General features: G+C 71.9%; 12 protein-coding genes. 7 read left to right on the top strand and 5 right to left on the bottom strand.

What is annotated here, in order from left to right:
* Positions 1-107: 107 nt before the first annotated feature.
* Positions 108-1,475, top strand: coding sequence for an allantoinase AllB (gene allB / locus E1288_RS31475; RefSeq protein ID WP_132491700.1), 1,368 nt, complete (start codon positions 108-110; stop codon positions 1,473-1,475).
* Between the two features lie 57 nt (positions 1,476-1,532).
* Here the strand turns inward: allB and E1288_RS31480 are convergent, their stop codons facing one another.
* Positions 1,533-1,838: a hypothetical protein gene (locus E1288_RS31480; protein WP_132491702.1), complete on the bottom strand. Its 306-nt coding sequence runs from the start codon at positions 1,836-1,838 to the stop codon at positions 1,533-1,535.
* A 79-nt stretch (positions 1,839-1,917) separates the two neighbouring features.
* Between E1288_RS31480 and E1288_RS49125 the strand changes: the two genes are divergently transcribed.
* The 5 genes from E1288_RS49125 to tsaD all read left to right on the top strand — a co-directional run bounded on the left by E1288_RS49125 (position 1,918) and on the right by tsaD (position 7,527).
* Positions 1,918-2,544 carry a hypothetical protein gene (locus E1288_RS49125; protein WP_235883928.1) on the top strand — a complete coding sequence of 209 codons (627 nt, stop codon included), beginning with the start codon at positions 1,918-1,920 and terminating at the stop codon, positions 2,542-2,544.
* Positions 2,541-5,165 (top strand): DUF6493 family protein, encoded by a 2,625-nt coding sequence (locus E1288_RS31490; RefSeq protein ID WP_132491704.1) that lies wholly within the window; start codon positions 2,541-2,543, stop codon positions 5,163-5,165. The genes E1288_RS49125 and E1288_RS31490 overlap by 4 nt, the downstream gene beginning before the upstream one ends.
* Before the next feature lie 162 nt (positions 5,166-5,327).
* Positions 5,328-5,984 (top strand): tRNA (adenosine(37)-N6)-threonylcarbamoyltransferase complex dimerization subunit type 1 TsaB, encoded by a 657-nt coding sequence (tsaB, locus tag E1288_RS31495; RefSeq protein ID WP_132491706.1) that lies wholly within the window; start codon positions 5,328-5,330, stop codon positions 5,982-5,984.
* Positions 5,981-6,472 carry a ribosomal protein S18-alanine N-acetyltransferase gene (gene rimI, locus E1288_RS31500; RefSeq protein WP_132491708.1) on the top strand — a complete coding sequence of 164 codons (492 nt, stop codon included), beginning with the start codon at positions 5,981-5,983 and terminating at the stop codon, positions 6,470-6,472. The genes tsaB and rimI overlap by 4 nt, the downstream gene beginning before the upstream one ends.
* Positions 6,472-7,527 (top strand): tRNA (adenosine(37)-N6)-threonylcarbamoyltransferase complex transferase subunit TsaD, encoded by a 1,056-nt coding sequence (gene tsaD / locus E1288_RS31505; RefSeq protein WP_132491710.1) that lies wholly within the window; start codon positions 6,472-6,474, stop codon positions 7,525-7,527. Before rimI ends, tsaD begins: the two co-directional genes overlap by 1 nt.
* 135 nt (positions 7,528-7,662) lie before the next feature.
* Here the strand turns inward: tsaD and E1288_RS31510 are convergent, their stop codons facing one another.
* From E1288_RS31510 to E1288_RS31525, 4 genes are all read right to left on the bottom strand, one after another.
* Positions 7,663-10,437, bottom strand: a complete 2,775-nt coding sequence (locus E1288_RS31510; RefSeq protein ID WP_165968354.1) for a PQQ-dependent sugar dehydrogenase — start codon at positions 10,435-10,437, stop codon at positions 7,663-7,665.
* Positions 10,438-10,589: 152 nt separating this feature from the next.
* Positions 10,590-11,177: a SanA/YdcF family protein gene (locus tag E1288_RS31515; protein WP_165968355.1), complete on the bottom strand. Its 588-nt coding sequence runs from the start codon at positions 11,175-11,177 to the stop codon at positions 10,590-10,592.
* 166 nt (positions 11,178-11,343) lie between these two features.
* Complete coding sequence (locus tag E1288_RS31520; RefSeq protein WP_132491714.1) at positions 11,344-12,912, bottom strand: alkaline phosphatase D family protein; 1,569 nt, start codon at positions 12,910-12,912, stop codon at positions 11,344-11,346.
* A gap of 176 nt (positions 12,913-13,088) precedes the next feature.
* Complete coding sequence (locus E1288_RS31525) at positions 13,089-13,550, bottom strand: MarR family winged helix-turn-helix transcriptional regulator (RefSeq protein ID WP_132491716.1); 462 nt, start codon at positions 13,548-13,550, stop codon at positions 13,089-13,091.
* A 101-nt stretch (positions 13,551-13,651) separates the two neighbouring features.
* Here E1288_RS31525 and E1288_RS31530 point away from each other — a divergent pair, with 101 nt between their 5' ends.
* Complete coding sequence (locus E1288_RS31530) at positions 13,652-14,056, top strand: DUF5313 family protein (protein WP_132491718.1); 405 nt, start codon at positions 13,652-13,654, stop codon at positions 14,054-14,056.
* The last annotated feature ends 67 nt before the right edge of the window (positions 14,057-14,123 follow it).

The following is a 14,123-nucleotide window of genomic DNA, read 5'->3' on the forward strand; positions in this document are numbered from 1 at the left end:
TTCACCCCGGTAGAAGTGGCGAACGGTCCGTTCGCTCCATCCCCTTGACCGGAACCGCACCATGGTTCAACACTTTGTTGAACCACTGCCAGGAGGAGGTAACCGCGTTGCCCGAAGCAGCCAACGGAGCGTTCGACGTCGTGTTCCGCGCGCGACGGCTCATCGGCCCGAACGGTGAGACGTCCGGCAGCGTCGGCGTCCGCGACGGCCGCATCGCCGCCGTCGAGCCGCTGGACGCCCCGCTCGAAGCCGCCCGCACCATCGAGCTCGCCGCCGACGAGGTCCTGCTGCCCGGGCTGGTCGACACCCACGTGCACGTCAACGACCCGGGCCGCACCGAGTGGGAGGGCTTCGACACCGCCACCCGCGCCGCGGCGGCCGGCGGCGTCACGACCATCCTCGACATGCCACTGAACAGCCTGCCGCCGACGATCGACACCGGCGCGCTGGAGGTCAAGCGCAAGACCGCGCGCGAGAAGGCCTACATCGACGTGGGCTTCTGGGGCGGCGCCGTGCATGGCAACCTCGCCGAGCTGCGCGGGCTGCACGAGGCCGGCGTGTTCGGCTTCAAGTGCTTCCTGCTGCACTCCGGGGTCGACGAGTTCCCGCCGCTGAACCCGACCGAGCTCGACGAGGCGCTGCGCGAGCTGACCCGCTACGACGGGCTGATGATCGTGCACGCCGAGGACTCCGACGCCATCGAGCACGCCCCCACGGCGCACGGCGAGACCTACGGCGACTTCCTGAACTCCCGCCCGCGCGGCGCCGAGAACGTCGCGATCGCGCAGGTCATCGAGCTGGCTCGGCGCATCGGCGCGCGGGTGCACATCCTGCACCTGTCGTCGTCGGACGCGCTGCCGATGATCGCCTCCGCGCGCGCCGACGGCGTCAAGGTCACGGTCGAGACCTGCCCGCACTACCTGAGCTTCAGCGCCGAGGAGGTCCCCGACGGCGCCACCCAGTTCAAGTGCTGCCCGCCGATCCGCGAGGCCCGCAACCGGGAACTGCTGTGGCAGGGGCTGGCCGACGGGATCATCGACTGCGTGGTCAGCGACCACTCGCCGTGCACGCCGGAGCTCAAGCGCTTCGACATCGGTGACTTCGGCGTGGCCTGGGGCGGCGTTTCCAGCCTCCAGCTGGGCCTTTCGGCGGTGTGGACGCAGGCGCGGGTGCGCGGCCACAGCCTCGCCGACGTCGTGCAGTGGATGTCCCGGAAGCCCGCCGACCTCGCCGGGGTGCGCGGCAAGGGGGCCATCGCGGTCGGCAACGACGCGGACCTCTGCGTGTTCGCGCCGGACGACGCGTTCGTCGTCGATGTGGGCAAGCTGCACCACCGCAACCCGGTTTCGCCGTACCACGGGCGCCCGCTGTCGGGCGTGGTGCGCGAAACCTGGCTGCGCGGCACGCAGATCGTCGGCCCGGGCGTGGAGATGACCGCGCCGCAAGGCAATCTGCTCACCCGCCAGGGCTCGTAGCGAGTTCCGCTCCGGGGGCCGTGAATCCGCTGCCGGGTTCACGGCCCCCGAACCGTGTCAGCCCTTGAGCCGGCGGACCAGGTCGGCGGCGCTGGCCAGGGACAGGCCCGGCAGCTTCCGGCGGACTTCCCGGACCGCCGCGATCTCGTGGGTGCTCGGGTCGATGCCCGCGTCGGCCAGCACCTGACGGGCCCAGCGGATCTCCTGCGGCTCGCCGTCACCGGCCTCGTCCAGGATCCGCAGCGCCCGCTGCAGGCCGGGCAGTTCCTCGGGGCTCGCGTCGTGGACGGCGCGCCGCACCGCTTCCCGCGCCTCGTCGAGATCGTTGAGCACCAACAGGTGCGCTTCGCGTTTGCCGAACATCTCAACCTTCCTCATGGGACCCGGGGATCTGAACCATTCTCCCGCGCCCTGTCGGTGATCATGGTTACCCTTCGCCGCCATGAGCGATGCGGCGCACTCGCTGACCTACCGGCGGCCCTCGGTGCTCGACGGCGGCCGGCTCGGGTTGGAGACCGCGGGCGGGACCGCGCTGGCCGGCCCGGCGGGAAATCCCCGGTTCTTCACCGGGTTCCTCACCGATGCCGCGCCCGCCGCCGGCGGGCTCCAGGCGATCGCCCGGGTCGCGCGATCCCGGTACCCGGAGCTCACCGGCCGACCGGCCTTCCGCGATCCGGTCGTCACCTGCAACGGCGACCGGTTGCGCTTCGAGTCCTTCTCCCGGTGCTGCGGCGTCTACGCGCGGCTGGACGTCCTCTCCGGCGGCCTGGACGGCGAGGTGCACGACCGCGGAACGACCAATGTGGACATCAACGATCCACCGCGAACTGCCCTACGACGCGACGGGCGCGGAAGCGATGAATCCCCGTCTGCGCAACGCGAGAGCGCTCGTCGAGGCGGGCGCGGTGCACATCGACGGCGACACCGCGACGGTGGTCGTCGGAGACCACGCGCACCGAGTGCGGGACGGCGGCTGCACCTGCCGGTGGTGGGCGGAATTCGGCGGTACCAGGGAAAGTGCAAGCACGCGCTCGCCGTGGACGTGGCGCGGAACGGAGCACGGGGATGAACTGGGACGACCTGAAGGAACTCATCGAGCAAGGCGACCTGGAAGTCCTGGCGGGGGCGCTCCGGGAGATCGGTCCGGCGGAAAGCCGCGCGCTTGCCAAACCGCTGATGGACTTCGAACGCTCGATGCGGCAGGAGGACTTCTACACGGCGCAGCAGTACCCGGCCATGCTCGCGGTTGCCGGCGCGGCCGTGCTGCCGATGTCGACGCTCGTGCCGTGGCTGTCCCGCAACAGCCTCGACCGGCCGATGCGGCCGGACCACAACCGCGTGCTGAGGCCCTACGGCGCTGCGGCGTTCGACCACGTCCTGGCCCTGCTGCGCCGGCGGGACGTGCCGTGGCTGCCGCAGCTCGCCGAGAAGCTCGCGCAACGGCTCCGCCCGCGCGGGCGGATATCGAGCCACGACTGGCATCTCATCACCGCCATTGCCGGGGACGCCCTGCCCGACAGCGACGGATTCGTGTACCACTGGCCGGAGATGATCGGGCGCGATGCCACGACGATCGTCGACGAGATACGCGGAGATCAGCGTTTCCTGGCGCTGATTCCACGACTGTTCGAAGTGGACGGTGTGGCGCGGCGGCTCGCGAGCTCCTGGGTGCAGGACAGCTGGCCGAGCGCGCTGGCGGAACTCGCCGCCGCCGGTGAGGTCGATCGGCTGGTGCTGCTGGACGGGCTGCTGGCGCGCCTGCAGTGCGGTGGCAAGCAAGCGGACGTCGTGGCCCTGATCGCTTTGCACGAAAAGCTCTCCCCGGACCTCGACGAGCTCGCGCCGCGCGGTGGCGACTACGCGGCGCTGGTGCCCGACAGCCACTCGACGGTCGCCGGGATGGCGCAACGGGAACTCCAGCGCTTGGACGAGGCGAACCGGCTGGAAGTCGACGTCCTGCTCGACGTCAGCCGGGCGATGTTCTTCCGCCCGGAGAAGAAGCTCGTCCGGGCCCAGCTCTCGTGGCTGGACAAGGCGATCCGGCGCGGTCGGGCCGATGCGCTGGCGGTGCTCGGCGGCGCGTTCGGCCACGAATCGGCCGACATCCAGGAACGCGCGCTCAAACTGGTGCTCAAGCACTCCGACGAGCTCGATGCGGACGTGCGCGAAGAACTCGCCGAAGCCGCGGCGGCGTTGCCGCAGGACCTCCGGGCGCGTGCGGCCGAGGTGTTCGGGGCGTCGGAGGCCGCGCCGGAACCCGCGCCGGTTCCGGTTGCCGCATCGCGCCCCGAGATGCCGCCGCCCATCGCGTCGGTGGACGAACTGGTCACGGCCTTCGCGCAGCATGCGCACGAAGGAGATCCGTCCGAGCGGGAGCGGATCCTCGCCGCGATGGTCGAGTTCGCGTTCACCGACCGGGCGGCCCTGTGCCGCGCGTTCGCCCCGCTGCAGGCGCAAAGCCCGTGGTACGCGCCAGGACTGCCGGACTGGGGCCAACAGCGCAATTGGATCGGTTCGCCGTCGGAGGGCGGCGAGTTCACCGCGGTCCTGCGCGCCGCGACGGGCGACTGCCAGGGCGATGTCACCAGCCCGATCCCGCGCGTCGACGAGATCCCGGGGGAGGCGGACTGGGAGGAACTCGTGACGCGGGGCGTGGACTACGGCACCGTGTCGCTGCGCCGCCTGCACGAGATCACGCTCGGGCTCGCGTACGCGCCCCGGCCGTTCCTGATGTCCACGCCGACCGACGCGTCCGGGCTGATCGCGCCCGAAGCGCTGGCGGAGCGGCTGGAGCGGGCGGCGGAGCAGGGTTTCGAGCCGTGGGAGCACGACTTGGTCGTGGCGATGCTCCGGTTGCCCCGGGATGCCGCGATCGCCGACCGGGTGCGGGGGCTCGGGGCGGCGGGCGCGCAGGTCGCGCGGTGGATCGACGAAGGCGGGCTCGGCAGGCCCGAGATCCGGCGCGCGGTGGTGCCGGTCAAGAAGTACGACTGGCGCGGCATGCACTTCGAAGACCACACGCGCGTCACCGTCGCGTTCCCGGACTCGGCGGATCCGGTCCGCAAGTCCTTCGACAGCACGGCGACCGGCCGGTATTCGGCCGTCCTCCGCGAGCAGAACGCCGCCCCGGATCTCGTGCCCGCACACCGGGATCTCAGCGCAGCGCACCAGGTGGCGGCTTTCGCGGACGGCGCTCGGGGGAGCACGACGGTGCTGGGCCGCCTGGTCGACGCCTACGGCCCGATCGGCGAGGGGATGACCACGGTGCTGGCCTACGCGCTCGGTGCCCGGGAGCCGGCGGACCGCGCGGGCGTGGTGGACGCGCTGATCACCCTGACTGCCCGGGACGGGCTGCGCGGCGCGGAGGTTGCGCATGCAGTGGTGGAGCTGGTGGCGCGCGACGAGGTCGTGCTGGGGCGTGTGGTGCAGGCGGTGCGCGACGCGACGCGAGCCGGTCTCGTGGAATTTGGGTGGGGAGTGGTCGCGGTGCTGATCGAGGGCCTGTTGCCGGTCGATGGGGCACGCCCCCGAACGGCGCTCGCGGACCTGCTCGCCCTCGGAGTGGAGCTGGTCGAACAGGTCCGCCCCGGTGGCCCGCTGCCAGGTCTGGCGGCGGCCGCGGCACGAGGTGGTTCGAGCCGCTTCGCCAAGGAGGCCCGCAGGCTGCACCAGGCGCTGAGCGCCACCTGATGGCACTGTTTCGCCTGGCCAATGCTCGTGAGTACTTTGGTCCGCCATAGCACTCCAAAACACGCACGACCCATGAACAGCCGAAACGGCCCGCCCGGCCGGTGCCGCTCCGGTGCTCCCCGCGTAACCCCGGTGACCAGGGCTGACGTACGCTGAGTAATCGTGCTCGTCATTGCGCTGGACACCTCGACCCCCGCGGTCACGGCGGGGCTTGTCGCCCTGGACGACGGTCCGCCGCGCGCCCTCGCCGAGCGCGTCACGGTCAACCCGCGTGCGCACGGCGAACTCCTCATGCCGCAGCTGCTGGACGTCATGACCGAGGCCGGACGCGAACTCGGCGACGCCGACGCGATCGTCGTCGGCGCCGGGCCGGGCCCGTTCACCGGCCTCCGCGTCGGCATGGCCACCGCCGCGGCGCTCGGCCAGGCCTGCGGCCGCCCCGTGCACCCGGTCTGCAGCCTCGACGCGATCGCCGCGCAGGCCACCGCCGAAGGCCCCCTGCTGGTCGCCACCGACGCGCGCCGCAAGGAGGTCTACTGGGCCGCCTACGACGCCGCCCGGGCCCGGATCGACGGGCCGCACGTCCAGCGCCCGGCGGACGTCCCGACCGACGGCTTCGCCGCGGCGGCCGGGGAAATGGCCGAGGCGCTGGGCATCGCCGTCGTCGAGCCGCGCTACCCGACGCCGGTCGGGCTGGTCGCGGCGGCGCGCGCCGCGCTGCAGGGGGAACCGGCGCCGCTGGTGCCGCTCTACCTGCGGCGGCCGGACGCCGCAGAGCCGGGCAAGCGGAAGTCCGTGTTGACCAGGGGTGGCAAGTGACCGACCGCGCCACCACCGCGCCGCAGGTGCTGAAGCTGCGCCGAAGCGACCTGAAGCGCTGCGCGGAGCTGGAGCAGGTGCTCTTCCCCGGCGACGACCCGTGGTCCTGGCCCGCCTTCGCCGCGGAGCTCGACCAGGGCCACTACTACGTCGGCGCCTACCTCGACGAACGCCTGATCGGCTACGCCGGGCTCGCCGTCGTCGGCCGCGCCCCGCACGCCGAGGCCGAGGTGCACACCATCGGCGTCGACCCGGCGCACCAGGGCCGCGGCGTGGGCAAGGCGCTGCTGCGCGCGCTGCTGGACAGGGCCGACGAGAAGCAGGCGACGACGTTCCTGGAAGTGCGCACCGACAACGACGCCGCGATCGCGATGTACGAGAACCACGGCTTCGAGATCGTCGGGATGCGCAAGCGCTACTACCAGCCGTCCGGGGCGGACGCGCACACCATGCGGCGGCCCCCGGCGGAAACTGCGGAGGCTGGGTAATGACTGCGGATCGAGTGGTGCTCGGCATCGAGAGCTCCTGCGACGAGACCGGCGTGGGCCTGGTCCGGTTGGCAGCCGACGGCACGGTCGAGCTGCTGGCCGACGCGGTGGCGTCCAGCGTCGATGAGCACGCCCGCTTCGGCGGCGTGGTGCCGGAGATCGCCAGCCGCGCGCACCTGGCGGCGATGGCCCCGACGATGCGCCGCGCGCTCGACGAATCCGGCCTCGAACTGTCCGATGTGGACGCGATCGCGGTGACGGCCGGGCCGGGCCTGGCCGGCGCGCTGATGGTCGGCGTCGCGGCGGCCAAGGCCTACGCGGCCGCGTTGGACGTGCCGCTGTTCGGCGTCAACCACCTCGGCGGGCACGTCGCCGTCGACACCCTCGAACACGGGCCGCTGCCGCAGCGCTGCCTGGCGCTGCTCGTCTCCGGCGGGCACACGCAGCTGCTGCTGGTGGAGGGCATCGGGGAGCAGGTCACCGAGATCGGCTCCACGATCGACGACGCCGCGGGCGAGGCCTATGACAAGGTGGCGCGCATCCTCGACTTGCCGTACCCGGGCGGCCCGCCCATCGATAAGCAGGCCAAGCTGGGCAACCCGAAGGCCATCGCGTTCCCGCGCGGGCTGACCGGGCCCCGCGACGCCAAGTACGACTTCTCCTTCTCCGGGCTGAAGACGGCGGTCGCGCGCTGGGTCGAGACCGAGCAGCGCGAGGGCCGGGAGATCCCGGTGGCGGACGTGTGCGCGTCGTTCCAGGAGGCCGTGGCGGACGTGCTGACGGCGAAGGCCGTGCGGGCGGCGCGGGACCTGGACGTGGACACGCTGGTGATCTCCGGAGGCGTGGCGGCGAACTCCCGCCTGTCGGAGCTGGCGGCCCAGCGCTGCGCGGAAGCGGGCATCACGCTCCGGGTGCCGCGCCCCCGCCTGTGCACCGACAACGGCGCGATGATCGCGGCCCTCGGCGCCCACGTCCTCGCGGCGGGCGCCAAGCCGTCGCCCCTGGACATGCCGGCCAACCCGGGCCTCCCGGTCGGCACCATCGTCGTCCAGTAACCCGATGGTGTAGTTCTTCCCGCAATTTCAATGGAAATCAGAGCTCTGATTTCCATTGAAATTGCGGACCCCCCGGTGCCCGGTGCCCGGTGCCCGGTGCCCGGTGCCCGGTCGGCATCGTCGTCGTCCAGGGGGTCAGTACCTCCGGTCGATCGTCGTGTCGATGGCCGCGCGCCACTCGACGTAGCCGTGCTCGAAGTCGTTGCGGCGACCGCCGGAGCCCGCGAACTCCCCGGTCTTCGGGTAGCCCAGGTACGAGCGTTCCCAGCCGAGCGCGGACCAGCGTTCGCGGATCCGGCCGTACACCTCGTGCGCTCCGGTGCCCGGCGTCCAGTAGATCGACGCCGCCTTGGAGAAGTGGTTGTAGCGCCCCACCCCGTCCGGCGTGGTGAGCTCGTCGGTCGTCGGGTAGCCGAGCGGCCCGAGCTCCCAGCCCAGCTGCGACCAGGTCACCCGGATCGCGCCCCAGATCGCATGCGCCCCGGAGCCCGGCGACCAGTAGATCGAGCCCGCCTTCGAGAAGTGGTTGTACCGCCCCACCCCGTCCGGCGTGGTCACCTCGTCGGTGGTCGGGTAGCCGAGCGGGCCTTGCTCCCAGCCGTTCGCCGCCCAGTTCTGCCGGATCGCGCCCCACACCGCGTGCGATCCGGTGCCCGGGCTCCAGTAGATCGAGGCCGGGAAGCCCGCGGTCACCCCGACGAAGTGGTTGTACCGGCCGACACCGTCCGATGTGGACAGTTCATCTGTGGTCGGCGGGCCGAACCTGCCGTGCCCGCCGAGTTGCAGGTACTTCGCGAGGTTCCCGCCGTAGACGTAGTGCACGCCGGTCTGCGCGGTCCAGTACAGCCGCCCGCGCTCGTAGTCGCGGTAGCGGATGCCGTCCTCGGTGATCTCCGGCCCGGTGGGCTGCCCGAGCAGGTTCCGCAGCTCCGGTTCGGCTTCGTACCGCCGGTCGATCGGCGTGGCGTACCGCGCCGCGAGCGTCAGGTCGCCGGCGCCCATGGTCAGCACCCGCGACCGGGCACTGACTTCGTCGGTCCAGCCGGCGAAGGTGGCCACGCCATCGGTCGCGGTCGCCGCCGCGATCACGTCGAAGGAGGCTCCTTCGGTGACCATCGCCGAGCTCCGCCCGCCCTCCGCGGGGATCTGCAGCACGGCGGGCACGTTGCTGGTCAGCGTGAGCAGGTGTTCGCGGGGCATGGCCGCGTAGGTCTCGCTGCTGCGCACCCCGGCGCTGTCGGTCGTGGTGGCGGTGATCTCCATCCGCGAGTCCGGGTGATCGGTGAACGCGACCTGGAACGACTCGCCGGTGCCGCCGGCCCCCGGGTGGCGGTGGCAGGTCGCCTCCTCCGGGCAGTGCACCTCGGCGCTGGTCCAGGTGATCGGCGTCGTGCCGTCCTCGGCGTCGGTGGCCCGCGCGGTGAGGGACACGGTCTCGCCGACGGCGAAGGTCCGCCCGCCGGGCGTCGTCAGCGCCAGCTGGGGGGAGTGGTTCGCCGGCGCGACCAGCAGGTCGACGCTGCCGGACGCGCCGAGCGGGTCGGTCACGGTCAGCCGCGCGGTGAACCGGTCGCCGTCCGGGTAGGTGTGGCTGGTGCGCGCGCCGGAGCCGGTCGCGCCGTCGCCGAAGTCCCAGCGGTAGGTCAGCGGATCGCCGTCGAAGTCCTGCGACCTCGACCCGTCGAAGGTGACGGTGCGGGTCGCCGGATCGGTGCTGATCTCGGCCTCGGCCACCGGCGCGGAGTTGCCCTGCGGGTAGCTGAGCCGCCGCAGCGTGCCGGAGTAGATGTCGGCGAAGACGACGTCGCCGTTGGGCGCGGCCGCGAACTTCACCGGCCCGCCGATGTCGCCGCCGAACGGCGGGTTCTCCGGCGCCCGCACCAGCTTCCCCTGCGCGTCGAAGCGCAGCGTCCACAGCTTCTTCGTGGTGTAGTCGCCGAAGAAGTACGCGCCGCGGTAGGCCTCCGGGTAGCTCTCGCCCCGGTAGATGATGCCGCCGGTGACGCTGTTGCCCTGGTCGGCGCCGCCGCCGTGGTGGTACTCCCACAGCGGCGGGGTGTTCACCGCGGAAGCGCATTCGGGCAGGTCGTCGTAGCCCGGGGTCCGGTGGTTCCCCTCCCAGCAGGGCCACTTGTAGTTCTGGCCGGGCCGGACGAGGTCGATCTCCTCCCAGGCGTTGTAGCCGACGTCGCCGACGATCGGCGTGCCGGTGCCGGGGTCCAGCGACAGCCGGAACGGGCTGCGGAATCCGCTGGCGTACACCCGGCTGCGCCACGACGAGGGGTTCGACGCCTGGTAGTACGGGTTGCCGGGCACGCCGTCGCCGGTGGCGGTGACGTGCAGGACCTTGCCGTTGGGTGCGTCGATGTCCATGGCCCGCAACGCGTTCCGGTCGGTGCGGGTGAAGTCGGAGAGGTCACCGACGGACACCCACAGGGTGCCGTCGTCGGCCGCGACGATCCCGGTCATGCCGTGCACCGCATAGGGGCTGCGGAACTCGAAGAGCACCTGTTCGTCGGCGAGGCCGGTCGGTTCCGGCGCGCCGGTGACGGTCCAGCGCGCGAGCCGCAGCAGGTAGCCGCCGGTGCCGCCGGGGACCGAGCGGGCCAGGTAGACGTGCCGCGAGGTGGCGTAGTCGGCGGCCACCGCGAGCCCGGTCAGTCCCAGGTCCTGGGCCGGTTCGACGGGCAGGGCGGCGATGGTCCTGGTGCGCCCGTCGGCGGCCACCCACGCCACGGTGCCCTTCTTCCCGGTGGTCAGGACGCTGCCGTCGGGCAGGTATGCGAAGTCGGTCAGGTCAAAGGCGGCCTGCCCGCTGGGTTGGCTGCGGAGGACGAAACCGGATGGCACGGCGGCTTCCGCGCGGCGGGCCGGTAACGCCGCCAGCAACCCGATGGATAACAGCGCCACGCAGCACGCGCTCAACCAGCTGCGGAGTCTTCGAGCGAGCACGGTGATCACACCCCTATTCGGCAAGGATGTGCTGATATCGCCCGAAGTTCTGCCCGGGTTGCCCACCGCCCGGAATCTTGCCCACCGTCACGGCCGATCACCGGTGGTGATCAGCGGCGCCACCAGAACGCCTTGGTGGTGGCGAGGAACTCGCGGCGGGCGCCGCGGGCGGAGACCCGGCGCAGGCCGTCGGCCGCCGCGTCGTGGCCAACGCCGTGGGCGTCGATGCCCGCGCGCCGGCACAGCGCGACCGCGCGGCGCAGGTGGAACCGGGTGGTCACGACGGTGACCTCGCGCAGCCCGAAGTCCTCGGCCGCCCGCCGGCAGGACGACCAGGTGTCCACACCGGACTCGTCCAGCACCACCGCGGAGGCGGGAATCCCGTGCGACACGAGGTGGTGCCGCATCACGACGGGTTCGCTGTGCCCGCGGGATTCCGGGCTGCCGCTGACGATGATGCGCCGGACCCGGCCCGCCTCGAACAGCTCCCGAGCCACGTTCAGCCGCCCCTGCAGGATCCGGCTCGGCAGGCCGTCCCAGCGCACTCCTGCGCCGAGCACCAGCGCGTACTCGGTCGGGGGCGCGTCCTGGACCGTGCTGATGCGGTGGGCGCTGCGCGTCAGGGCCCATGCCGAGGGCAGCGCCGCCGCGACCCCGAGCCCGGCCAGCGCAGCGAGTCCCTTCCGAAGTCCACGCACCGGACAAGTGTGCCATCGAGGCCACCGGCCGGGACCGGCTACGCGCCAACCGATCGGCGCAAATCGCCCCGTGCGTACTTTGCGTCGCTATAGCAGCACGAAGTACACACGGGGCAATGGGCGACCGGGCGCCTCCACCAAACCGTCCCCAGTGGACGGTCCGGGGTCAGGCCGGGTTGAGCACCGGGTTGCCGTCCTCGACCACGAACGACTTCGCGGTCTCCGCCGGGGCGTCCTTCTTCGACACGTACGGCAGCACCCGGTAGTCGGCGCGCAGCTCCGCCTCGGTGAACTTGGTGCGCACGTAGCCGCGCCGGTTGGCGTAGAACTTCACGTGCGGGTTCTCCTTGAGCACGTCGCCGTTGCCGTCGTCGTTGCCGTCCCCGCCGCTGGTGACGGAGGTCGTGATGAACTCGGTGCCGACGGCGCGCGACTCGGGGTCGTCGTGGGTCCGCTTGATCTCCGCGGCCCAGTGCCGGTGCACGTCGCCGGTGAGCACGACGCCGTTGCGGACCGCGCTGTCGGCCATCGCGCCGGCGATCCGGTCGCGGTTGGCCACGTAGCCGTCCCAGGCGTCCATGTTGTAGCCCTCTTCGGCGCCGGGCGTCAGGTCGATCTTGGAGAAGAACACCTGCTGGCCCAGCACGTCCCAGCGGGCGGTGGTGTCGCGGAACCCGTCGGTGATCCACTTCTCCTGCTCGGCGCCGGTGATCGACCGGTCCGGGTCCTCGCGGTCGGTGCAGCCGGACTGCACGCCGTCGCCGCAGGCCTGGTCGTCGCGGTACTGGCGGGTGTCGAGCATGTGGAAGTTGACCAGCGATCCCCAGCCGTACCGCCGGTAGAGCCGCATGTCGATGCCGCCCGGCTTCGAGCCAGTGCGCAGCGGCATGTTCTCGTAGTACGCCTGGAGGGCGACCTTGCGCCGGTCCAGGAAGCCGTCGTCGGGCTTCTCCGGGGTCTCGTCGGCCCAGTTGTTCTCGACCTCGTGATCGTCGAACACCACCAGCCACGGCGCGGTCGCGTGCGCGAGCTGCAGGTCCGGGTCGGTCTTGTACTGCGCGTGGCGCTGCCGGTAGTTGGCCAGCGTGCGGGTCTCCGGGCCGAGCACCTTCCGCACGTCTCCGTCCTTGGCGGCGTACTCGTACTGGTAGTCGCCGAGGTGCAGGATCAGCCCCGGCTCGTCCTCGGCCATCCGCCGGTACGCGGTGAAGTACCCCTGCCCGAAGTGCGCGCAGGAGGTGAAGCACATGGTCAGCTCGCCGAGCGCGTCCGGCGCAGGCGCGGTGCGGGTGCGGCCGACCGGCGAGATCGAGCCCTCGGCGCGGAACCGGTAGAAGTACTCCGCGCCGGGCTGCAGGCCCTCCAGCTCGACGTGCACGCTGTGCCCCAGCTCCGGCGCGGCCTGGGCCTCGCCGCTCTGCACGATCTTGCTGAACTGCTCGTCCGCGGCGACCTCCCACTGCACGGGCACGGCCTTGTCGGGCATGCCGCCCAGCCCGTCGTCGGCGGTCGGCTCCGGCGCCAGCCGGGTCCACAGCACGACCCCGTCCGGCAGCGGATCGCCGGAGGCGACGCCGAGGGTGAACGGGTCGGCGAGCCGGCGGGTGCCGGCGCCGGGCAGCGACAGCGCGCTGGCCAGCGCGGAGCCGCCGAGGGCGGTCGCACCGAGCGCGGCGGCGCCGCCGAGCAGCACGGCGCGGCGGCTGACCCGGCCGGGTAACGGGATATCGGGCATCGGTGTCCTCCAGGTGTCCTGCGGAAGTCGTCCGGGGCTCGACCGTGGCGCGATCGAGCGCACGAAAGTACCGACACCAGAAGAGGGTTTGGTGAATTCCCGACGAAATGGGGCGGCCGGTGCAAGCCCTGGAACCCGTTCGGCCCAGCCTCCGCCGGACCGATCGGCTCAGCGCGTCACCCGGCGTCGAGGGCGCGGCGGGTCGCCGCGATCACCTTGCTCAGCGCCTCGTTGAGCTGCTCCAGCTCGGCGACCTCCATGCCGAGGAGCTCGACCACGCGATACGGGATCTTCTCAGCCTCCGCCCGGAGTTCCCGGCCCTTCCCGGTCAGCTCCACGGCGAGCAGGCGCTCGTCCTCGGTGCTGCGGCGCCGTTCCAGGTAGCCGATCGATTCGAGGCGTTTGAGCAGCGGCGACAACGTCGCGGGGTCGGCGTGCAGGGCGCCGCAGAGATCCTTCACCGATCTCGGCGACTGCTCCCACAGCGCGAGCATCACGAGGTACTGCGGGTGCGTCAGGCCGAGCGGCGCGAGCAGCGGCCGGTAGACGGAGATGACGTTGCGCGAGGCGACGGACAGCGCGAAGCACACCTGGCGATCGAGGGTGAGCGGATCCTCGCCGAGGTCGATCTGGTTCATCGGGGTCTCCTTCCGGCCGGGGTGCTCGCTATCACGCTAATCATTAGCGTGCTAATGATTAGCATATAGGTTGTTCTCGGACGCTCGGCGAAGGAGGGGACGTGGCCGCTGACGGACGAATCCGGCCCAACCCGGTGCAGTGGATCTGGTACGCCTTCGGCGGACGGCTGCCGGCGAAGTGCCGGGAGTGGGTCCTGCACGACATCACGTGCCGGACCTGGGTGCTGCGGCACATCGGCCGCAGCCTGGTCCAGATCTCCCCGGGGCTGCTCTTCCTGCTGCTGCCCGGTCCGTTCTGGATCCGGGCGATGTCCGTGCTCGGCGGGGTCATCCTGGCGCTCTGGTACTCGCTGTCGTACCTGGAGCACACCAGCGAGTACCGGCTCACCAAGCACGGTTACCCGATGGGCACCGGAAGAGCGGTGCGCGAAGAGGCGCAGGCCGCGATCCGTGCCCAGCGGGCGCAGCGGTACGCCGAGCTCTACCGCAACCAGCCGGAGCGGTGAGCTCGCGAGGTCATTTCGGCCGCCACCCGGCTCGGGTCGGCGGGCCGGGTGGCGGCCGAAATGACCT

Source organism: Saccharopolyspora elongata (assembly GCF_004348985.1).
Classification (GTDB): domain Bacteria; phylum Actinomycetota; class Actinomycetes; order Mycobacteriales; family Pseudonocardiaceae; genus Saccharopolyspora; species Saccharopolyspora elongata.

Excerpts from the sequence above, each read along its gene's own strand:
- E1288_RS31480 (WP_132491702.1), bottom strand. The coding sequence starts at position 1,838 with ATGTTCGGCAAACGCGAAGCGCACCTGTTGGTGCTCAACGATCTCGAC.
- E1288_RS49125 (WP_235883928.1), top strand. The coding sequence starts at position 1,918 with ATGAGCGATGCGGCGCACTCGCTGACCTACCGGCGGCCCTCGGTGCTC.
- E1288_RS31490 (WP_132491704.1), top strand. The coding sequence starts at position 2,541 with ATGAACTGGGACGACCTGAAGGAACTCATCGAGCAAGGCGACCTGGAA.
- tsaD (WP_132491710.1), top strand. The coding sequence starts at position 6,472 with ATGACTGCGGATCGAGTGGTGCTCGGCATCGAGAGCTCCTGCGACGAG.
- E1288_RS31520 (WP_132491714.1), bottom strand. The coding sequence starts at position 12,912 with ATGCCCGATATCCCGTTACCCGGCCGGGTCAGCCGCCGCGCCGTGCTG.
- E1288_RS31525 (WP_132491716.1), bottom strand. The coding sequence starts at position 13,550 with ATGAACCAGATCGACCTCGGCGAGGATCCGCTCACCCTCGATCGCCAG.